Origin of the sequence: Brevibacillus laterosporus LMG 15441 (assembly GCF_000219535.2) — a bacterium.
Lineage (GTDB): Bacteria > Bacillota > Bacilli > Brevibacillales > Brevibacillaceae > Brevibacillus_B > Brevibacillus_B halotolerans.
Genome location: NZ_CP007806.1, coordinates 4773650 through 4794269, shown reverse-complemented (window position 1 = coordinate 4794269; position 20620 = coordinate 4773650). Strand labels below are relative to the sequence as shown.

Genomic DNA, 20620 nt, shown 5'->3' with positions numbered 1-20620 from the left:
AACCCATGGATAAAGGCATTGATATCAGCCTTCTAGATGGGGTCATAAAAAAAACGATTCGAACGGTTGAAATGAGCAAAGAGCAAATATTTCAGATAGCAGAAGGTGCTCGTTCGGAAAGTAATGCAATCAAAAAAGAGATTGTTGAAATACGGCAAATATTGTCAGAAGTGATCCAGAATGTTGATAATTTAGAGTTACAGTCCCGCCGATCCAGGTCGAGATTGGTACAAGTAAGCCGTAATTTTCAAAGCTTTACTGAAAACGATATTCGAGCAGCTTATGAGGAAGCTCATAATGTTCAGATAGAGCTTTCCTTAATGCGTGAGCGGGAAAATAATCTAAAGAAACGCCGCGACGAACTAGAGTTTCGTTTGCGGAATATTTTAGAGACAATTACTAGAGCAGAAGGGTTACTAAGCCAGATCAGCGTGGTTCACAGCTTTTTAGCAGGAGATTTGTCCAAAGTAGAGGAAGCCTTGGAATCTGCCAAGCAGCATCAGCTTATGGGACTTAAAATTATTCAGGCCCAGGAAGAAGAGCGTAAGCGGGTAGCCCGAGAGATCCATGATGGACCTGCACAATCCATGGCCAATGTAGTATTGCGTACAGAAATTGTAGAAAAAATGTTGAAAAATGACGCAATCCAGGATGCTCAACAGGAATTAGGCAGCTTAAAGGAAATTGTAAGAATGAGTTTAGCAGATGTCAGAAAAATTATTTTTGACTTGAGACCAATGGCTTTAGATGACTTAGGACTCATTCCAACTTTGCAAAAGTATATACAAACCTTTGAGGATCGTAGTAAATTACATATTGATCTAATTGTTTTTGGTAAAGAACATAAGTTGGAAAGTTCATTTAAGGCAGCAGCTTTTCGCTTAGTTCAGGAATGCCTAAACAATGTGTACAAGCATGCGAAAGCTAATTTTGTCCAAATAAAGGTTGAGTTTCAGCTGGAAAACATGTTTATTGTCGTAAAAGATGATGGAATTGGATTTAATGTGAGTGAGGTTAGCAAAAAGGGACAATCGTTCGGAATAATGGGAATGAAGGAACGTTGCCAATTACTGAATGGCAGAATCGGCATTACGTCCAATAGCCAAGAAGGGACTAGAGTGGTGTTTCAAATACCGCTACAGCCCGCGTCAGTATTCAAAAGTACCGGCAAACAGGGAGGGTAATAACGGTGGAAAAATTGTTGGATGAAATTAAAATCGTGTTAGTAGACGATCATCAATTGTTTCGTGAAGGCGTAAAGAGAATACTCGATATGGAATCTGGTTTCAAAGTGGTGGGCGAAGGTTCAGATGGAATGGAGGCTCCCAAGCTAGTAGCTGAATACAGACCAGATGTATTATTGATGGATATTAATATGCCAAATGTAAACGGTGTTTCGGCTGCAGAAGAGGTAGTAAAAATTAGCCCAGAAACAAAAGTAATCATTTTATCCATTCATGATGATGAAGGATATGTCTACCGCACACTGCGTTCAGGAGCATCCGGTTATTTACTAAAGGATATGGGGACTTCTGAATTGGTAGAAGCGGTACGCGTAGTTGCCCAAGGTGGAGCGTATATCCATCCAAAAGTGACCGGTAAGTTAATCGACGAATTCCGTCGCTTAAGTGAGCAGGAGGAGTCAATGGATCGTAGTATTACGTTCGAAGAGTCACCAGTGATGGATCCGCGTATCATTGAATCCTTGACGCGTCGTGAGCGTGAAGTTTTGCAATTAATGGCAGAAGGAAAAAGCAACCGAATGATCGGTGAATATTTATTCATCAGTGAAAAAACGGTTAAAAACCATGTAAGCAGTATTTTACAAAAGCTAAATGTACAGGATCGTACTCAAGCTGTGGTTATATCCATCAAGAATGGCTGGGTAAAGCTGTAAGATTTTTAAGCGGATCATACATCATTTATGAAAAATGAGTGTGGAGAAAGCAACCAAGTCAAGCAGTACGGCATACCTTATTACAGGAGGGGATGACCGTGTTGGCTGATTTTATGATCTGGTTGTTTGCAGCATACGGCTGCTCCGCTCTTTTGCTGAAAATGTTCTATATCTGGATGGAGTCAGGCAGGGCCACTTCTATTATGGAGCCTTTGACCTTGACACATTATCAACTACTTTTGCATAATTCAGAGCATCGAGTTGAAGAGGCTGTACGTACCCTGATGTTTCAATCTGGTTTATATGGACAGCCAATTAGTATTAGTTTTGTGGATGAAGGCTCTTCTGACGATACGCCGCGGATGACGGAGATATTATACCGAGTCCATCCAGATACCATAAGAGAACAACAAGCAGGAAGAGAATCGGTCGTTGTCATCGATTTACGAACAGTTGGGAAAGAGGCTAGCTAGGTTATAGGCTGGTCTCTTTTTTCTTGCATGCTCCCTTTGTCTTTTTTAAGAATAAGGACAAGGGGGGATCGACATTATGCATGAATATGTTCTTTATTTAAAAGAAGATGGACATTCTGTCTTAGCATATATTACTCCGTGTTTCCAGGTAGACAAGCAATTTTGGAATGAGCAGAACGGGCAAAGATTGCACATTATTGGAAAAAGTACATCACTCTCCTTACTTTTCGGGATAAGAGACAGGGTGAACAGAAAAATTATGCAGCAAGCTGCCGCTGGTCAAGTTGCTTCTCATACACTCAAGCAGGCACGTCTGGTGGCTCAAGGCTACACGCAAGAGGTAAATCGTCTATCCGTAAGGGAGACAGGTGAAAATTATTCCTACGGGCGATCCTGCTCCTTTAGCTTCGAAGAATTGGAGGGGGAGGGGAGGGCTTGCGAATCTCATATGCTTGAAAAACAAAATGTAATAGAATTCCTTGCTAGCAACAAGCAGCAGACGCATCAGCTTTATCTTAAGCTACAAGGCAGGGCGTTATTATTAGAAGAAGTTAAAAGGTTGAGCTTTGAGAAATCCCCCTATATAACCCTAAATCATTCAGATCACCTTATCATGTCATTGCAATGGCTTGTTTTACAGGGAAAAGCAGAGTGGCGCCCAAGTGTTAGTCTTGAACTACATCGTTGTTGGTGGCAGCATCAACTGTCCTATCATTGTGAGCGGTGCAATAGTTTCAGGGAAATTGAACAAACAAGCTGCTATAGCTGTCAACAACCCTGCGCCTACTGCTATAATTGCCTTTCGATGGGGAGATGCAAGAGCTGTGTACCTCTAATATTTGTGCCTGCAAGTCTGTCCGGTCATCTGGATGCTGATGCGCAACATTGCATTTCCTCAAAAACCATCCTCCAATGGAATGGACAATTTTCTAAGAGGCAAGCAATCGTAGCCAAAAAGGTAAGAGAATTCGTTTTTTCCAAAGAACGGAGATTTCTAATCTGGGCGGTTTGTGGGGCAGGGAAAACAGAGCTCGTGTTTCCAGCGGTCGATGCAGAATTGGCACGTGGAGGAGCTGTGTGTATCGCTACCCCTCGTAAAGATGTCGTTTTAGAACTAGCACCACGTATACAAAACGTATTTCCTTCCATTTCAGTCGTGGCTATTCACGGGAGCAGTCAGCAAAAATGGGAGCAAAGCCAACTGATGATTTCGACTACCCACCAGATGTTACGTTGCTACCAGCGTTATTCTTTGATAGTAGTTGACGAGGTAGATTCTTATCCTTACCACCAAAATAAGACTTTGTATCATGCTGTGAAGCGCTCGTTACTACCACATGGCAAGATTTTATATCTTAGCGCTACACCCCCACGCTATCTTCAGCAAGAACTAGTAAAAAAACGAATGGATAATCAAGTATTCCCTTTTCACAAAAAGCTTTCTCTTACTTCCTCTACACATGCTATTCTGCCAGCTAGGTTTCATGGACATCCACTTCCTATTCCAACAAAGCTTGTTACAACACACTTGCGTCAAAGTATTCATGTATTACAGCCCATTACTCCCTTATTATTTTTTTTACGAAATAGTATACAGGCACACAGGCAGGTCTTTATATTTGTACCGCGAATTGAGGAAATCCCCTTTGTGGTAGCTTATGTTCGGCACTTTTTTACGGATATGAGAGATAAAGTAGAAGGAGTACATGCTTCAGATCCTGCACGTGAACATAAGGTGCGTGCTTTTCGAGAAAAGGAGTACATGATCTTAGTAACGACTACGATTCTGGAACGCGGAGTAACCATTCCTCGTAGCGATTGCATTGTACTAGAGGCAGATGCCCCTATCTTCGACGAAGCTTCACTAGTCCAGATAGCAGGAAGAGTGGGACGGTCCAGTGATTCTCCAAAGGGACAGATTCTCTATCTCATGAATAAGAAAGCTTCTGGTCCTGCTCAAGCTATCAGGCATATTAAACAAATGAATCGCTTGGCAGAAGAGACTGCAACAATGATAGAATGAGGGGAATAAATGATGAAATATTGTTTGGTCTGTAAAAATCCGATTCAAATTGCTACAAAAACAAGACAAGTAATTCATCATCTATCAAAGAATGTGCCTGCTTTCTTTTATCCAAGGTGCTTCTATCAGCTAATGCAGCTACTTTTATGTGAGAAATGTGTTTCAAATACTATACTTTTGCTGAAGCATATCTGTAAAATGTGTGGTAGAGCATGTGCAGGACAACCAGAGCTATGCCGAGATTGTAGTCGACATAGGGAAGGGCTGAAAGGGAATCGAAGCGTAATCCAGTATAATGAATGGGCGAAAGACGTAATAAAACAGTGGAAGTATCAGGGCGATGAGCGATTGTATTCTATCTGTGCAACTTTGATATTATTAGGTTATCGGTTTCATTATGGTCTGAGGAGAAGGATTGATCTTATAAGTTACGTTCCAATGCACAGGATTCGGTTACAAGAACGGGGATTTAATCAAGCGCAGAAGCTAGCCGAATATGTGGGGTATCATCAGAAAATTCCTTGTGTTCCGCTATGGGAGCGTCAAAAGGAAACCGAAAAGCAAAGTAAGCAAAAAGGACGGGCAGCACGTTTTGAAAGTATGCAGGATGCATTCGTGATTCATCCGAGCCTGCATACTACATCTCATTGTTTTCAGCCATTTTCTATTTGGCCAAAAAAAACCAGTTGGCATGTACTGATAGTAGATGATATTTTTACAACAGGGGCAACAATTGAAGCATGTGCTAAGGTACTTTCGTACTATGCGAAAAAACAAAATCTTCAGTTATCCGTCTGTAGTCTCACATTGGCTCGTTAAATTATGGAAAAAAGAAAAACGGCAAATCTATTAATGCAAATTTGCCGATGAAAATAATAGGTAATTATGTTTTTCTGGTACAGAAGACTTATAATTGAGTTAGGATTTGTGGCCCATCTGCCGTAATAGCAAGAGTGTGTTCGTACTGAGCTGATAATTTCCCGTCACGCGTACGTGCTGTCCACCCATCTTCCTCATCTACGACTGCATGATAAGTTCCTACATTCAGCATGGGCTCAATGGTGAGAACCATGCCTTCCTTCAAGCGAACTCCTTTACCAGCAGGCCCAAAGTGTGGAACATAAGGATCTTCATGCATTTTTTGGCCAATTCCATGGCCGGTAAAATCGCGGACGACTGAGTATCCGCGCTCTTCGGCGAATGTTTGAATAGCATGGGAGATATCGCCGATACGATTGCCAACAACTGCTTGCTCAATCCCTAGATACAGAGCATCTTTGGTGGTAGTCAATAGACGATCAGCTTCCTCTGAGATTTGTCCTACTCCATATGACCAAGCAGAGTCGGCCAACCATCCGTTAAGATTAACAACCATGTCAATCGTTACGATGTCACCATTTTTTAATTCCTTTTTAGAAGGGAATCCGTGGCAAATGACATCGTTAATTGATGCGCATGTGGCATAAGGATAGCCATGATAGCCTTTTTGCTCAGGTTTGGCACCATGTTCTTTTAGGTAACGTTCTACGAATTGATCAATTTCCCAAGTCGTAATACCTGGTTGAATCATGGTAGCAATTTTTTGGTGGATACTAGCCAAAATGATGCCAGCCTGACGCATGAGTTCAATTTCTTCCTTGGTTTTAATAACGATCATGGTAAGACCTCCATGTACTTGATATTTGCCTAAAGTTTATTCAGTCGACTAGAAAAACTGTACACGGCGCTGAATTCAAGCAATAAACATAAGTATAAGTAATGATAACATATATTTTTCATGCCAAAAACAAAGTGAATTAGGGAGGAATAAATTATGGGATTAGGACAACTAGCAAACTGTCCAATATGTGATGTGCTGTTTGTGAAAGGAATAAGAGATGTATGTCCATCATGCTATAAAGAACAAGAGAAGCAATACGAATTATGTGCTAGCTTCCTGAGAAAAAGGGAAAATCGCGGTGCTACCATTTATCAATTGAGCGAAGGTACGGGTGTCGAGGTGAAAGAGATTACTCGATTTATTCGTGAAGGACGGATTTCAGTTCAAAGCAACCCGAACCTTGGATACCCATGTGAAAGCTGTGGGGAAATTATTCAATCAGGGGCTATGTGTACAAATTGTTCAGGTAAGCTACAACGTGAAATTACACAACAAATTGACGTTGAACGTCGTCTTACGGATGATGAGCGAAAAACAAATCAGGTCTATAAGTTTAGAAAAGAATAGGACTATCCAACCAAACGATTTTGGATGATTAGAAACATTAATCGTTTTCATAAGAAAAGCCGATGTTACTACTAGAGCAAGCAAACGGTGATTTTCTATCCTGTAGCTAAGAACATGCGGTCCGCTTCTTAAATATGGGGGGAGCCGTAAGTTCTTTCTAGCGCAAGTCTCAATGATCGAGGTGATAATATGCGTATTAATGAAACCAACCGCACAGGAATGATACAAGCCTATAATAAGGCTAATAAGGTGCAGCAGAATAGTCAATTAAAGCATAAATGGGGAAAAGATGAAGTTTCAATTTCTACTGAGGGAATGGAACTTCTGAAGCTAGGGGAAGAACAAGAAATGGACTCAGCTCGTCTAGCTAAAATTTCTGAACTAAAAAGCAAGGTTGAAAACGGTACATATCAAGTGCCTAGCGATCAAATCGCTGAGAAATTCATTGCTTTTTGGAAAAAATCGTAGAGGAGCGACAGGGAGCTCATGGCGCATGTAAACGAACTCTTTGCCGTGTTGGATAATTTGACGGAGCTTCACCAAGCGCTATATACACTAGCGATGGAGAAGCGAGAAGTTTTGGTAAAAAACGATATGCAACAATTAACTGACCTTGTCAAAAAAGAGCAACAGTTGTTAAAGGCTGTTCAGAGAACTGAGCTATTGCGTAAAGATATGACCAACACGATCTTTAATGAAAAGGGTGTAGCTGTTACGGATGGAACCCTACAAGATGTTATTAGATTGTGTACGGATGTAGAGATGAAAAATCAGTTAGCTCAGCGTCGGGAAGAATTACTCAGAGTCATTGGAAAATTGAAGGAAGAGAACGAGCAAAATCAGCAGTTATTGGAGTACTCCCTTGACTTTGTCAATATGAGCCTTGACTTGTTCACTGATCGACCGGAAGAGGACTTTATTTATAAAAACCCAGTGAATCAACAGTTACACTCGTCAACGAATCGTTCTATTTTTAACCATAAGGCATAGAAAGGAGTGTCCATATGAGATCAACCTTCCATCTACTTGAAGTAAGTAAGAGAGCGTTGTTTGCACAACAGGCTGCTTTAAACGTAACAGGACACAACGTTGCAAATACCAATACCATTGGATATACTCGTCAGCGCGTTAATATGGCTGCTTCAACTCCAATCCCGGGACCTGGAATGAATGCAGACCGTGCACCGGGTTTACTTGGTACCGGGGTGTATGCAACAGATATTCAACGCATTCGGGAAGATTACATAGATGGTCAATATCGGGCTGCGGCTAAAAATACAGGCTATTGGAATGACATGGTTAAAACGATTAATAACATAGAGGATATTATGAATGAACCGTCCGAAAATGGCTTACAGAAGGTTATGGATCAAATGTGGAAAGGGTGGGAGGATTTATCCGGAGACCCAAGGAACCAATCTGTACGTTCTGTTTTACGGGAACGAGCGGTGGCAGTAGCCGACACATTTAATCATATGCACAACCGCCTTACACAACTACAAGATGATTTAAATAATGAGGTAGCCGTACAAGCCAACTCTATTGATTCTATTGCCAAGCAAATCGCGTCCATTAATAAACAAATTGGTGATGTTGTACCACATGGTTACCAGCCGAATGATTTATATGACCAACGCGATGTTCTCATTGATAAGCTTTCTGCGATGGCTGAGGTTAAGGTTACGCCAACAGAACATGGCATGGTCAATATTACCATAGGTGGACAACCACTTGTGAACAATTCTACTTCTGTTGAAGTGAAAGCCACAAAAAACACCGCAACAGGAAAATTTGATGTTACCTTGGGTGGAGGAGAGTTTAAACCGCTTAAGGGAACGGGAACATTGTCAGCAGCAATTGAAGGAAGAGATGAAACTACGGCTAATATGCTACAAAAGGTGAATTCTCTCGCTGTTAATTTAGCTCGTGAGATAAATGAAGTTCATAAAACGGGCTACAACCTTGATGATATTAAAAATGGTACTCAGGAAGGTCTTAATTTCTTTGTTATTGACGGGGGAAAAGACAATCCGACAAGTGCAGCAAATATTAAAGTAAATCCTGAGATTTTAAAAAGCTTAGATAAAATTGCAGCAGCTAGAGCTGATGAAACAGGGAAAGTTAATGATGGAAATAACCAAAATGCTCTGGAGATCTCCAAAATTAAAAATAAACTAATTCCCGCGGGAACAGGCAACAATCCGAATGATTTTCCGCAATCCTCAACCATTGACGACTTTTATCGCCACACGATCGCTCAATTGGGTGTAGATGGTCAGGAAGCAATCCGTAATTTTAAAAATGCAGAAACGTCTTCAGACATGATTCTTATGAACCGTGAGTCTGTATCAGGAGTTGATACCGATGAAGAAATGACGAACCTTATCAAGTTTCAGAAGGCATATGGCGCAGCGGCTCGTGTAATGACCAGCATGGATGAGATCTTAGACAAAATCATTAATGGTATGGGGCGTGTAGGTTTGTAGGTTATTTGAGAAGAGCGTCGTATGTTGCGACGCTTTTTTTAAAACGGTATTTTGTACCACAGGAAGAGATGAAAGGGAATAACTTGTGTTTCTAACTCACGGGAGCATTACGCAATAAATAAAAATTGAGCTAGACATGTACAAGGAGGCAAACCAGATGGCGATACGTATCACACAGAATATGATGAATAACACCATGGTACGCAATATTAATAACTCTATGAGCCAGATGAGTAAATCTTATCAGCAACTTTCTACAGGGAAACTAGTGTCTCGTCCGTCTGATGACCCAATCGTTGCTGCTAGAGGGATGTATTATCGAACTTCTCTAGTGGAAAATGAGCAATTTCTGCGCAATGCTGGACAAGCCAAAACATGGATGGAATCCTATGATACATCTATGGACGAGGTTGGAAAAGTATTTGGCCGGGTTCGTGATCTATTAACTGGTTCAGGTAATGGTACGTATTCAAAAGAAGAAACACAGAGTATTGCTGCTGAGATTGAAGAATTAAAAAAACATTTGGGTGATTTGGCTAACCAGACCGTGAATGGGAAGTATATTTACGGAGGCGACAATAATAATAAGCCACCGTTTGAAATTAAAAAACAACCTGGTACTGGTAAAGACGAGTTCGTTTTTACATCCAACGAAGGCAAAGTAGAAATGGAAATGAGTCAAGGGGTATTTTTCCAAGTAAACATTAGTGGGAAAAACATTTTTGATTCGCCAGCAGGTGAAAATATTTTTAAAACCTTAGAAGACATCGTAGGAGATCTAAACGCAGGGAATTCTGCAGCGGATTATTTAGAAAGAATGGACAATCACATTAATAACTTGCTGTTAGAGCGTGCTGCTTTAGGAGCGCGTTCTAATCGTTTAGAATTAATGACTGATCGACTTGATGCTGATAGTGTCAGCATTATTTCCATGATGTCTAGTAATGAAGATGCAGATGAGGCAGAAGTTATTACGAACTTAAAAATGCAAGAAAATGTACACCGAGCTGCTTTAGGGGCAGGCGCACGAATTATTCAACCATCGTTACTTGATTTTCTAAGATAAAGGCGGAAGGGGAGTAGTAGAATGCAACTAGCTTCTTTATCTATGAGATCTACTCCTCTCTTGCTAAACTTGCAAAGTAAGCAAGGGAAGCAAGAGATTGAGCAGCCAAGAGCAAGCATGGAAATAAAACAGGAAGCGGCTATTCTGGAAATTCGCCAGCCTCAAGGGGAATTGCAGATTGATTCCAATGAAGCACGTGAAAATATCGATATGAGAGGCCCGTTACGGCGGTCTAGTGATAATGCCGAGTATGGCTATAACAAAGTAATGGAAGCGATTGAGCAAGCCGGAGTTGAAGGAGATCAACTGCGTGCTTTTGAACGTGGGGGTAACGCTATCGCTGAGATCGCTTTTGAAAAAAGCATCATGTTTTCAGGTGAAGGAGTCGTAGCTGCGGGTTCTCTTATTGGTGATGGTATTGAAATACGTTATGAAGCCAAGCCCGTAGAGATCAAATTTACACCAAGAGGGGCAAAAATTGAGACAACCGTCAACCCACCTGTTCACAAATATACGCCTGCCAAGGTAGAGGCGTATGTAAAACAGTGGAATCGGCTGGATATCGAAGTCGTAGGTTTAAATGTGGACGTAGCTAGATAAGAGGTGTTGTCTAATGATGTATCAACAGGAAAAAATGGGAAAACTTTATATTGTAGAGGGTATGATTGGTTTTTCTAATTTGCATGAGTATCAATTAGTGCAAGAAAATCCAGAAATGCCTTTTTTGTCTCTTCAGTCATTGGAAGAACAGGGGATTAGTTTTTGGGTGGTAGATCCGTTTCTTTTCTTTAAGGATTATGAATTTGATCTACCTCGTTCAGTGAGAGAAGCCTTGGAGATTACGGAAGAATCTCAGGTGGTGATTTTGTCAGTCATGACAATACGAGGAAAAGACCAAATCACAGTTAATTTAAAATCACCTCTTGTCATTAATGTGGAAAACAGAAAAGCTACACAATTTATTCTGCAAGGAGATCATTACAATTTGCGGCAGCCCCTCCTTTTACAAAAAGAGAAGCCAGTGACAAAGTAGGTGATAAATATGTTGGTATTAGCGCGTAAAAAAAATGAGTCCATCATGATTGGCGATCAGATAGAGATAAAAGTGATTGCAGTTGAGAAAGACTTTGTCCGTATCGGCATATCGGCTCCACGCGATATTAACGTTCATCGAAAAGAAGTATATGTAGCCATTCAAGAAGAGAATCAATTAGCTGTACAAACAAAAGTAGATTGGACCCAACTAGCCCAATGGTTAGGAACTGAAAAAAAACTTGAAGATGAATAAGCTTCAAGTTTTTTTTTTGTCTTTTTTAGTTTCCTTCATTTGTAAATAAATAGTTTTGTTAAAAAAGCTATGAAAGGTATAACGAATTACCGATATATGTAGTATGAGAAGTTAGTAAGCTAATGTTACATGCGATTAGAAATTGACTGAGCTGAGCCATTAATGATCTATTGTCTTGGAAAGGAAATATTTGAATACCATGGAAAAATATTGGGGTGTTATGCGAGGAATGATTGGACTGTCAACGACTTGTGGAGAGGCAATCGAATTACTACATGAGCGTTTGCATCAGAATCAGATCCATGAAATGGCCTATTTAATGGCAGATATCGCTGATGCATGCAATCAATTAGAAAAGTCAACAGGGATGATTTCGCCTTTTTTGCTAAAAGACAACCGTCTGGAAGAGTTAACAAAATTCAGAACTGAAATACTAGAGAAGTTGGTAGGTGCTTTTGAACAATCGGATCAGGTGCTAGCAATTCAAGTATTATCGTCCCAAATGATCCCATTACAAAAAGAGTGGCAGGAGGAAATGACACGTCATGTAGTCCCTCACGTACTCTCATAAGTATGTCTTCAACAAAATTTGATAAACAGTAAGGAATATGGGGGAATCTGCAAATGTCGACAACAACTAAGAAAACGCTTGTGCCGGAGTATATGCTATCTTTCCAATGCATCGGTACAGAGTGCGAGGATACTTGTTGTGCTGGATGGAAGGTCACGGTTGATCAGGATACGTATAAGAAATATAAACGTTTGAAAGATGAAGAATTGTCACCAATTATAGATCGGAATATAAAACGAGTTCGCTCTAAGGCCTCAACTGGTAATTATGCCAAAATTATGATGGATTCTTCAAATAGCTGTGTGTTTTTGAACGAACAGAAATTATGTAGTATCCAACTAAAAAAAGGGGAAGATTATCTCTGTAACACCTGTAAAACCTACCCTCGCACCTGGAACAATGTGAATGATGTTGTTGAGCGAGCAGCAACCATCTCCTGCCCAGAAATAGCGAGATTAGCACTTCTTAACCCAGAAGGAATAGGATTTCAAGAGCAATTAGAGAGTGTTGAGGTAGGTTTGAACTTCGCTGGCCATATCGATACCTCTAAGCATATAAAAGGGAAAAAACTCCAAAAATACTTCTGGGAACTGCGAATTTTTACGATTCAAGTCTTGCAGTACCGACAATATAAGTTTGAGGATCGCTTACTATTTTTAGGGTTATTCTTTCAAAAGGTTCAAGAATATGTGAACAATTCTGAGGTAGATCAAGTTTTACAGCTTATAGGTTCCTATACCAATATGCTGCAAAGCGGTACCATTGATCAAATGTTTGCCGATGTGCCTGTTAACCATACCATTCAGATGAAGTTGTTAAAAAAGTTGACGGATCAACGTTTCATCGAAGGTGGAGTTCATGGCCGCTATATAGAGTGTTATACAGAGTGCTTGTTGGGACTTGAGCATTTCGAGGGTATGGAAGAGGAAGGCACTCTTTCTAGATATATAGACGCTTATGAAAACCATTACCAACCATTCATGCAGAATCATGAGTATATTCTAGAAAATTATTTGGTAAATCATGTGTTTTCCAAGCTCTTCCCAACTGCTCTTGATAAGGATATTTTTGAAGAATATGTTATGCTCGTTATTCGTTATGCATTGATTAAATTGCAATTAATCGGAATGGCTAGACACCATAAAACAGCGTTTTCTACAGACCATGTTGTGAAGCTTATTCAATCATTTGGACGAGCTGTCGAGCATAATCAGTCCTATTTAACGAAAATGAAAGGCTTGTTGGAGGAAAATGGGTTCACGACAATGGGATATATGTCCATTTTAATTAAAAATTAAAACACAGAGTCAAAAGTCATACAGAGCTGTAGCTCTATCCAAATAATAGGAACCAGTCAGGCCTGCTATATGGCTGTTCGTTATTATTTTAACGACCATACCTACCTGAACGAAAGGGGCCCTCTCATTTGATGGGGTCCCTTTTTTTATTTTAATGAGGAAAAGAGCGCTACCACTCAATTTCTACCAGCAATATGCCGATACTTTAGATAGAAGATGAAGATGACGGAGGGATTACTGTGGAAATTCGTCAAAATGGAAATGCAGGTTCGAATCCTCAAGAGCTAACCAAGCCACCATTAGATGCTACTATAAAACCGAAGCCTTCAACAGAAAAAGACGTGGTTCAAGCTATTGAGCATAAGGATGCTTTTCAAAAAGAATTACAAAAGGAAATATCAGCTTTAAATAAATTTATGCAAGCCAAAGAAACGCATTTAAAATTCAACCTACATGAAAAATTAGGTGAGTACTATGTACAGGTGATTGATAATCAGACTGATGAAGTGGTCAGAGAGATCCCATCTAAAAAGATGATGGATACAGTTGCCCAAATGTACGAACTAATTGGTATTATGGTTGATCGAAAAATTTAGGAGGGGTTCAAAATGGCAGGTCCAATGAGAATATCTGGTCTAGCTTCAGGTCTTGATACTGAAACAATGATTCAAAAATTAATGAAAGCGGAACGATCTCCAATGGAGAAATTGCTTCGTAAGCGTCAAAAAGAAGAATGGACGCGCGACAGCTATCGCGAGCAAAATGCATTATTGCTAGAGCTAAATAATAAAGTAAGTAAATTGCGTCTGACTTCCGATTTTACAAAGCAAAAAGTATCTTCTTCCGATGACGCTAAAGTAACAGCAAGTATTACAAAGAAGAATTCTACAACGCAGTACGATGTATCTAATGTTCAGCTTGCGAAACCGGGTACTGGTGTTTCCGTGAAGTTTAAGGTTAGCGATGATATCAAGGATAGTAATACTGAAATAAATAGTTCCTTTGATTTTACACTGAAGGGTAATGATGGCTCAGACGAAGTCACCATTTCAGTAGGTGAAAAAGACACAATTGAGTCGGTTTTAAATAAAATTAATAGTGAGTCCAGTAAGACCGGCGTTAAAGCTTTTTATTCTAATACCGACAAATCTATTGTTTTCACATCTCAGGTACCTCCAACTGAGGAAAATAAATCACTAGTGTCAGCTATTCAAATTACGACTAGCAGCACAGATAATAAGCTTAAGATCACGAATGGTGAAGTTAAACAAAGTGCTAATGATGCAGACCCTATTATTAATGATTTTTCTAAAGATCAAGTTTTTAAAGGCATCGTAAAACAAGCCGGAAAAGCTACTGTAAATGGTGTTGAATTTGCTTTAGATTCCAAAAACACACTTGATTTTGATGGTATGAGCTTTACTTTTAAAGATAATATCGGTGTCGGTGATAAAAACGTAGTCATTTCTACAGTCAAAGATACGGAGTCAGTTATGACTGCTATCAAAGAGTTCGTTGATACCTATAACAAGGTAATCGATCAATTTAATAACAAGCTGACAGAAAAAGTGTACCGCGATTTCTACCCGCTTATTGATGAAGAAAAAGAAGCAATGAAAGAAAAACAAATCGATAAATGGGAAGAGAAAGCGAAGAGCGGTCTGTTAAAAAGGGACAGTATTTTATCTGATGTGCTCACACAGATGCGCAGCTCGTTCTATACTCCTGTAGAAGGAGTAGAACCGCCAAAAAATACACTTGCTAGCATTGGAATCGGTCCAAAGAAATCCGATGGTCTGGGCAGTAAGTTTGATTACATGGAAAACGGTAAGATCCACATTGATGAAGAAAAGCTTAAAGATGCCTTGTCAAATGATCAGGAAAGAGTTATTGCTCTCTTCACAAATGGTAGCGGGATTACTTCAGGATCTGATTCATTCAAATCCCAAGGTCTTGCTCAACGTATTTATAGTCAGACGAATGCTGCTATGAAAAAAATTGGGGAAAAAGCGGGTCGGACAGGTACAACCAGTGATAATAGCCTAATTTCAAAGGATATCCGAGATATCAACACTCGCATTAAGGCTTGGGAGAATAAACTAAAAGATAAAGAAACAAGTCTGTGGAAAAAATACTCGGCCATGGAGCAAGCGATTAATAAGCTAAATGCTCAAGGCTCCAACCTGTTATCTAAATTCGGTGCGTAATGGTTTTGAGGAATAAGGAGGGGAATGCATGAATCAGACGGCTGCACAAATCTATCAACAGAACCAAGTGAAAACAGCCTCGCCAGGCGAGCTTACGTTAATGCTGTACAATGGAGGCATCCGTTTTAGTAAAGAAGCAAAGATAGCTTTGGAGAAACAGGACGTTCAAAAAGCTCATCAGAGCATTATTAAGGTACAGGATATTATCCGAGAATTAATGGTTACGTTAGATCAAAACGTAGCAATTTCTGAGCAGTTTATGCTGATGTATGATTATATGTATAATCGTACAATTGAAGCGAATTTGAAAAAGGACGGCGCCATCATCACGGAAGTAGAAGAATTTTTTGTGCAATTCCGCGATACATGGAAACAAGCAATACTGATTGCCAGAAGGCAGCCGGAAGGAAATCAGATATAATGACGAATGTTTCTGCGATGGATGTAGCGAGCAATATCCTTATCCTTACTGAAAAACTAATGGAAATCCTGAAGCATGATGAAGAGCCGAATCCCGATGAGTGGAACTCCGTCCTTGAACAGCGAGAAGAGCAAATTGCGCACCTAGGTAAACTGCAAGCACTAGGCATAGACCTACAAGCACAGGAAAAGGAATTATTGCAGAAAAGCTATCAGCTTGATCAAGAAATCCTTTCTCTGATGAAGCAGCAGCAAGCAAAAATTGAAGAACAGCTACAACAGGTAAACAAGGCGAAAGTAGCAAACAAACAGTACGCTGGTGAAACGACTCATGTTGCCTATGGAGCTTTCTTTGACAAAAAAAATTAAGATATATGCTAGTTTTTACACGAAAAAATGGTCGAGCAATCGACCATTTTGTTTCTTGCTAAAGCCCTTGGTGAGCCAAAAAGAATTTATGGCATCACATCTGCTGGAATACGTTGACCGCAAGCCTGACAAGGCTTGTGGTATTCAATTCTCTCACCACAATAACAAACAAGACCAATCATACGAGCAGGGCTTCCTACCACAAGCTGATGAGCCCCTACGTCCCTGATGACCACAGAGCCTGCTCCTACCATAGAATAGGCACCGATGGTTGTTCCACATACGATAGTGGCGTTCGCTCCTATGGATGCTCCTATCTCGACTTTGGTCGGTACTACTTTCCAAGCGCTACTGCATGCACGTGGGAACAAATCGTTCGTAAATGTCATATGGGGTCCGAGAAATACATGATCGTCAATCTCGACCCCATGATAGACAGAAACACCATTCTGAATTTTGACGTTATTCCCGATTTTTACCCCTTGATCGATGTAAACATCCTTACTAATGATGCATTGGCTCCCGATTGTACTTTGCTCTCGAATTTGTGCATTGTTCCAGATTTTTGTTCCAGCTCCAATCATGGCATGCTTAGACACTTCTGCTGTTGGATGAATAAAGACATTTTCATGTGTCTGGTGAGACATAGTTTGCCCCCCTCGTCGGTCAGTTTCCCTTTTTGGAAAAGGAGTATTTTTTCCTTCCACAAATTACGCAGATGTTGCACGATGCTCCTCTTCTTAACGTATTACTAATAGAGGGATTTAATTACGGAGACGAGGGGGAATGAACGTGAGGATACCCATCATTGATTTGACGGACGAGGTAGAATTGCTCTGGAATGAGATTAACAGTGCTGTCCAGGAAGTGCTACGTTCGGGCCATTTCGTACTTGGTAACGAGGGAAAAACGTTTGAGAAGGAAGTAGCTGACTATTTGGGATGCAAACATGCAATCACGGTAAATTCAGGTACGGATGCGTTATTTATCGCGTTGAGGGCTTTGGAAATTGGAGCAGGAGATGAAGTGATCGTCCCCTCCTTTACCTTTTATGCTACGGCTGAAGCTGTTGAGCTAGTCGGAGCGACGCCGGTGTTTGCTGAGATTAACCCAGATACATTCAATGTAGAACCGGCTGATATAGAGTCCAAAATTACCGAGCGGACAAGAGCAATTATTCCTGTTCATCTATATGGACATGCGGCTAAAATGGAACCGATGATTACGATTGCACAACAATATGGGTTAGGGCTTATCGAGGACACCGCACAGGCATTTGGTGGAGAGTACTGTGGCAAGAAGCTAGGAACCTTTGGGCATTTTGGATGTTTTTCCTTTTATCCCACTAAGAATTTGGGAGCATATGGTGATGGAGGCATGTTAACCACAGATAACGATGAACTGGCAGAAATAGCTCGCAAATTACGTACCCACGGCTCGTTGATTCCTTATCAAAATGAACTTACAGGTTACAATTCGCGTTTAGACGAATTGCAAGCCTGTATTTTACGTGTGAAGCTACCTTATATTAACCAATGGAACGAAGCAAGAAGAGAAGCTGCCCAGCAATACAATCAGATGCTAAAAGACGTACCAGGCATTGTAACGCCAAAGGTAGCAGGATATGCCAAGCATGTGTATCATCAATACACGATACGGGTGAAACATGGCTTACGCGATGAATTGCACCGTTATCTGCATCAGCAAGGAATTGGTGCAATGTTATATTATCCTACTCCTGTGCATCAACTGCCAGTATACCAAGCAACACAACAGCCTAAGCTAGCTGTTACGGAGCAAATGGCAACTGAGGCGTTAAGTTTGCCGATGTGGCCGCGTATTACCTTAGAAATACAACAGCGGGTAGTACATGCAATACAGAGCTTTATGGCTAAAGTAGGATAGGGCAAAGGGGCGAAACTTGCTGGTGAAAAGCAGGGGTTCGCTTTTTTCTTTGTTTTTTTTGACAGTAGAAATATTTTTTACTTTTTCATCTAACTCTGGATATTCATTTGCTATAATGAATTCGTTCAGAAATACATGCTTGGGCAAGTGAGGTTACTAACATGAATGTAAAAACATTTTTTGCGGGAAGAAATCGTTCGTTGTTACTTGTTCTATTTATTGTGTTGGTTTTAATACATACCATTTATTTAAATGGAAGTGTAAGTCAACTGCTACATCCGGCGGCAATTGAATTAGTTGGGCTATCTGTCATTATCTCGTATGCTATTAAGTGTAAACATATTAAAATCAAACATTTATTTCGATTATTGATCCACGGCAGAGAAAATAACATCGAAGAGACGATCAAGCGTTTTTATCAATACTCGGTTGTTTTAAAAGAGAAAGGCTACATTTCCTTGGAAAAAGAATTGATGGACGAGCCTGATTCATTTGTTCAGCGGGGGGCGTTGCTGGCGATCGAAGGTGTGTCGGAGCAAGAACTTCGTATGATTTTAGAAAACGAGTGTAAGGGTGAACAGCATCGCTACCAGCAAATGGGCGGAATGTTTCGATTGGTTGCCCTGCTGGCGCCTGGAATGGGGCTGGTTGGGACGTTATTGGGGATGACAGGAGTATTACAAACCCTGTCTGATTTTACGCAGACAGGCCAGAGCCTAAGCACAGCGGTGGTAGCTACCTTGTATGGAGCCTTGCTAGCCAATCTGTTGGCGTTGCCATGTTACTATCGGTTAATGGATATTCATGATCAGGAAATGTTTGAAAAGCGGCTTTATATGGAAGGATGCGTAGGGCTACAGCGCATGGAAACTCCACGAATTTTGTTTGAAAAACTAAATTCCTTTTTACCTGCTGATCAAAAGCTAGTACTCTTAAAAATGCCTGGCAGCATGAAAGGAATTATTGAAAGGCAGAGCGAGTATGCAGGATGATCGTCTGTATGATGAAAAGGAGCTAGAGAAAAGCTGGCTATTAAGCTACAGTGATTTAATTACCTTGCTGTTTATCATTGTCATAATCATTGCGGCGATGTATTCGGCTCAGGTCAAGCAACAACAGCAAGAGCTTCAGCAGAAGGCATCTGAAACGACGGAAAAGGCCGAAATAGCAAAAGCTGAGCAAGCCGTAGCTGAAATGAAAAAGAAAGCATTGGAAGCAGAAATCCGCGAGCTGTCTGCAAAGCGTGATGTCAAGGCGATTGGTGCCGGGCAACAAGACGAACCGGTAGAGCGAAATATACAGGTAGTGAAGGAAAAAGTGGGAGAGGCCTTGCAGGAGTTCCATATCCCCTTTGTAGAGCAAAGCGATGGAGTGATGATCCGTTTACCGGAAAATTTGTTGTTTGCTAGCGGATCAGCCGATTTAGCTCCAGATGGTCAAAAAGTCATAGACAGGCTAGCTGATGTATTACAAAAATTTCCTCATCAAGTGCGAATTGAGGGGCACACAGATGACAGTCCCATTACAAAAAGCCAGTATGTCGCTAACTGGGATCTATCTCTTGCGCGTGCAAAGGCCGTTATGCAGGAATTTGTTCAAGAACGAGGGTTATCTCCAGCACGATTCATTGTCGCAGGCTTTGGAGAAACGAAGCCTCTTGTAGAGAATACAACAGAAAAAAATCGCCAACAAAATCGCCGTGTGGAAATTACTGTACTAAGCGAGCAGACAGAATGATGGTATGATCAGCATAACGATTCATAGTAATGAATGATATATGTTTCTTTATAAGACCTCCTTTTTGAGATGAACAATAGGAGGTCTTTTTTATTTATAGATGAGACAAAAAAACTGTGGTGAACGAGAAAGAAATGCTTTTTCAGAGTTATACACAAAAAACGAGTTCTTGTGCACAACTTCTTGTGGATAATGTGGACAACTTTGTGGAAATGCGCAATTATGGGCAAGGTTACCCACAGATGAGAAAGCTAGAGAATAAATTATTTAAAAAATGAAGTGGATAGACAGCGATGTGAGCGAGTGTCGAACCTAGATTATGCTATAGCTGTGGATAAAGAATAAAAAAGCAAAAAAGTCTTATGTGTCCAATGTGTGACATGATTTTGTTATATAGATTGAAGAAATTTTTCGAGCTAGAATACAATTAATCGACAATATCTGTAGGTGGGGAAGCCGTTTTCGAGAGCCAAATAAATTTTAAATCTCACACTGGTAATTATAGCTAAAAATGTATCGTAATTCCCTGCGTTTATAGGGTAAAGACCACGTCTCTCAACGCTAGATCGAGTCTCTTGTAGCACTCCATTTTCTGGTAAAATTACATATATGGAAATATGTTTAGCAAAAAATATGTGGGAGCGCTTTCCTGC

At 40.5% G+C, this 20620-nt stretch carries 24 protein-coding genes; 22 read left to right on the top strand and 2 right to left on the bottom strand.

Going from position 1 to position 20620, the window contains the following annotated elements:
* The first annotated feature begins 5 nt into the window (after window positions 1-5).
* From BRLA_RS21185 to BRLA_RS24915, 5 genes are all read left to right on the top strand, one after another.
* A complete protein-coding gene (locus BRLA_RS21185; RefSeq protein ID WP_003334301.1) occupies window positions 6-1184 on the top strand; it encodes a sensor histidine kinase in 1179 nt (392 codons plus the stop codon).
* Between the two features lie 5 nt (window positions 1185-1189).
* Window positions 1190-1897 carry a response regulator gene (locus BRLA_RS21180; RefSeq protein ID WP_003334302.1) on the top strand — a complete coding sequence of 236 codons (708 nt, stop codon included), beginning with the start codon at window positions 1190-1192 and terminating at the stop codon, window positions 1895-1897.
* Window positions 1898-1989: 92 nt separating this feature from the next.
* The gene (locus BRLA_RS21175) at window positions 1990-2370 is read left to right on the top strand and encodes a hypothetical protein (protein WP_236867697.1); all 381 of its coding nucleotides are present in this window, start codon (window positions 1990-1992) and stop codon (window positions 2368-2370) included.
* 76 nt (window positions 2371-2446) lie between these two features.
* Entirely contained in the window at window positions 2447-4393 is a 1947-nt protein-coding gene (locus BRLA_RS21170; RefSeq protein ID WP_003334304.1) for an ATP-dependent helicase ComFA, read from the top strand.
* Window positions 4394-4831: 438 nt separating this feature from the next.
* A complete protein-coding gene (locus BRLA_RS24915) occupies window positions 4832-5212 on the top strand; it encodes a ComF family protein (protein ID WP_236867692.1) in 381 nt (126 codons plus the stop codon).
* An 88-nt stretch (window positions 5213-5300) separates the two neighbouring features.
* On the opposite strand, the gene map is transcribed toward BRLA_RS24915, so the two are convergent.
* Window positions 5301-6050, bottom strand: coding sequence for a type I methionyl aminopeptidase (gene map, locus BRLA_RS21160; protein WP_003334306.1), 750 nt, complete (start codon window positions 6048-6050; stop codon window positions 5301-5303).
* A gap of 156 nt (window positions 6051-6206) precedes the next feature.
* On the opposite strand from map, the gene BRLA_RS21155 reads away from it, so the two are divergent.
* From BRLA_RS21155 to BRLA_RS21090, 14 genes are all read left to right on the top strand, one after another.
* Entirely contained in the window at window positions 6207-6620 is a 414-nt protein-coding gene (locus tag BRLA_RS21155) for a TIGR03826 family flagellar region protein (protein ID WP_003334307.1), read from the top strand.
* A gap of 189 nt (window positions 6621-6809) precedes the next feature.
* Entirely contained in the window at window positions 6810-7088 is a 279-nt protein-coding gene (flgM, locus tag BRLA_RS21150) for a flagellar biosynthesis anti-sigma factor FlgM (RefSeq protein ID WP_003334308.1), read from the top strand.
* Window positions 7089-7106: 18 nt separating this feature from the next.
* Window positions 7107-7610 (top strand): flagellar protein FlgN, encoded by a 504-nt coding sequence (locus BRLA_RS21145; RefSeq protein WP_003334310.1) that lies wholly within the window; start codon window positions 7107-7109, stop codon window positions 7608-7610.
* A 14-nt stretch (window positions 7611-7624) separates the two neighbouring features.
* The gene (gene flgK, locus BRLA_RS21140; protein ID WP_003334311.1) at window positions 7625-9106 is read left to right on the top strand and encodes a flagellar hook-associated protein FlgK; all 1482 of its coding nucleotides are present in this window, start codon (window positions 7625-7627) and stop codon (window positions 9104-9106) included.
* Window positions 9107-9263: 157 nt separating this feature from the next.
* The gene (gene flgL, locus BRLA_RS21135; RefSeq protein ID WP_003334312.1) at window positions 9264-10172 is read left to right on the top strand and encodes a flagellar hook-associated protein FlgL; all 909 of its coding nucleotides are present in this window, start codon (window positions 9264-9266) and stop codon (window positions 10170-10172) included.
* Between the two features lie 21 nt (window positions 10173-10193).
* Window positions 10194-10772, top strand: coding sequence for a DUF6470 family protein (locus tag BRLA_RS21130; RefSeq protein ID WP_003334313.1), 579 nt, complete (start codon window positions 10194-10196; stop codon window positions 10770-10772).
* A gap of 13 nt (window positions 10773-10785) precedes the next feature.
* Window positions 10786-11205 carry a flagellar assembly protein FliW gene (locus BRLA_RS21125; RefSeq protein ID WP_003334314.1) on the top strand — a complete coding sequence of 140 codons (420 nt, stop codon included), beginning with the start codon at window positions 10786-10788 and terminating at the stop codon, window positions 11203-11205.
* A 9-nt stretch (window positions 11206-11214) separates the two neighbouring features.
* On the top strand, window positions 11215-11460 hold the full coding sequence (gene csrA, locus BRLA_RS21120; RefSeq protein WP_003334315.1) for a carbon storage regulator CsrA: 246 nt from the start codon (window positions 11215-11217) through the stop codon (window positions 11458-11460).
* A 199-nt stretch (window positions 11461-11659) separates the two neighbouring features.
* Complete coding sequence (locus BRLA_RS21115) at window positions 11660-12031, top strand: DUF8042 domain-containing protein (RefSeq protein WP_022586185.1); 372 nt, start codon at window positions 11660-11662, stop codon at window positions 12029-12031.
* 53 nt (window positions 12032-12084) lie between these two features.
* The gene (gene fliB / locus BRLA_RS21110) at window positions 12085-13329 is read left to right on the top strand and encodes a flagellin lysine-N-methylase (RefSeq protein WP_003334317.1); all 1245 of its coding nucleotides are present in this window, start codon (window positions 12085-12087) and stop codon (window positions 13327-13329) included.
* A gap of 239 nt (window positions 13330-13568) precedes the next feature.
* Window positions 13569-13925, top strand: a complete 357-nt coding sequence (gene flaG, locus BRLA_RS21105) for a flagellar protein FlaG (protein WP_003334318.1) — start codon at window positions 13569-13571, stop codon at window positions 13923-13925.
* 12 nt (window positions 13926-13937) lie between these two features.
* Window positions 13938-15536 (top strand): flagellar filament capping protein FliD, encoded by a 1599-nt coding sequence (gene fliD / locus BRLA_RS21100; RefSeq protein WP_003334319.1) that lies wholly within the window; start codon window positions 13938-13940, stop codon window positions 15534-15536.
* 28 nt (window positions 15537-15564) lie between these two features.
* A complete protein-coding gene (gene fliS, locus BRLA_RS21095) occupies window positions 15565-15957 on the top strand; it encodes a flagellar export chaperone FliS (protein ID WP_003334320.1) in 393 nt (130 codons plus the stop codon).
* Window positions 15957-16325, top strand: a complete 369-nt coding sequence (locus BRLA_RS21090; protein ID WP_003334322.1) for a flagellar protein FliT — start codon at window positions 15957-15959, stop codon at window positions 16323-16325. The genes fliS and BRLA_RS21090 overlap by 1 nt, the downstream gene beginning before the upstream one ends.
* Window positions 16326-16411: 86 nt before the next feature.
* Here the strand turns inward: BRLA_RS21090 and BRLA_RS21085 are convergent, their stop codons facing one another.
* A complete protein-coding gene (locus BRLA_RS21085; RefSeq protein WP_003334324.1) occupies window positions 16412-16972 on the bottom strand; it encodes an acyltransferase in 561 nt (186 codons plus the stop codon).
* Between the two features lie 139 nt (window positions 16973-17111).
* Here BRLA_RS21085 and BRLA_RS21080 point away from each other — a divergent pair, with 139 nt between their 5' ends.
* The 3 genes from BRLA_RS21080 to BRLA_RS21070 all read left to right on the top strand — a co-directional run bounded on the left by BRLA_RS21080 (window position 17112) and on the right by BRLA_RS21070 (window position 19967).
* Window positions 17112-18230, top strand: a complete 1119-nt coding sequence (locus BRLA_RS21080) for a DegT/DnrJ/EryC1/StrS family aminotransferase (RefSeq protein WP_003334325.1) — start codon at window positions 17112-17114, stop codon at window positions 18228-18230.
* 161 nt (window positions 18231-18391) lie between these two features.
* On the top strand, window positions 18392-19222 hold the full coding sequence (locus tag BRLA_RS21075; protein WP_003334326.1) for a motility protein A: 831 nt from the start codon (window positions 18392-18394) through the stop codon (window positions 19220-19222).
* Complete coding sequence (locus BRLA_RS21070) at window positions 19212-19967, top strand: OmpA/MotB family protein (protein ID WP_003344513.1); 756 nt, start codon at window positions 19212-19214, stop codon at window positions 19965-19967. Before BRLA_RS21075 ends, BRLA_RS21070 begins: the two co-directional genes overlap by 11 nt.
* Window positions 19968-20620: the final 653 nt, after the last annotated feature.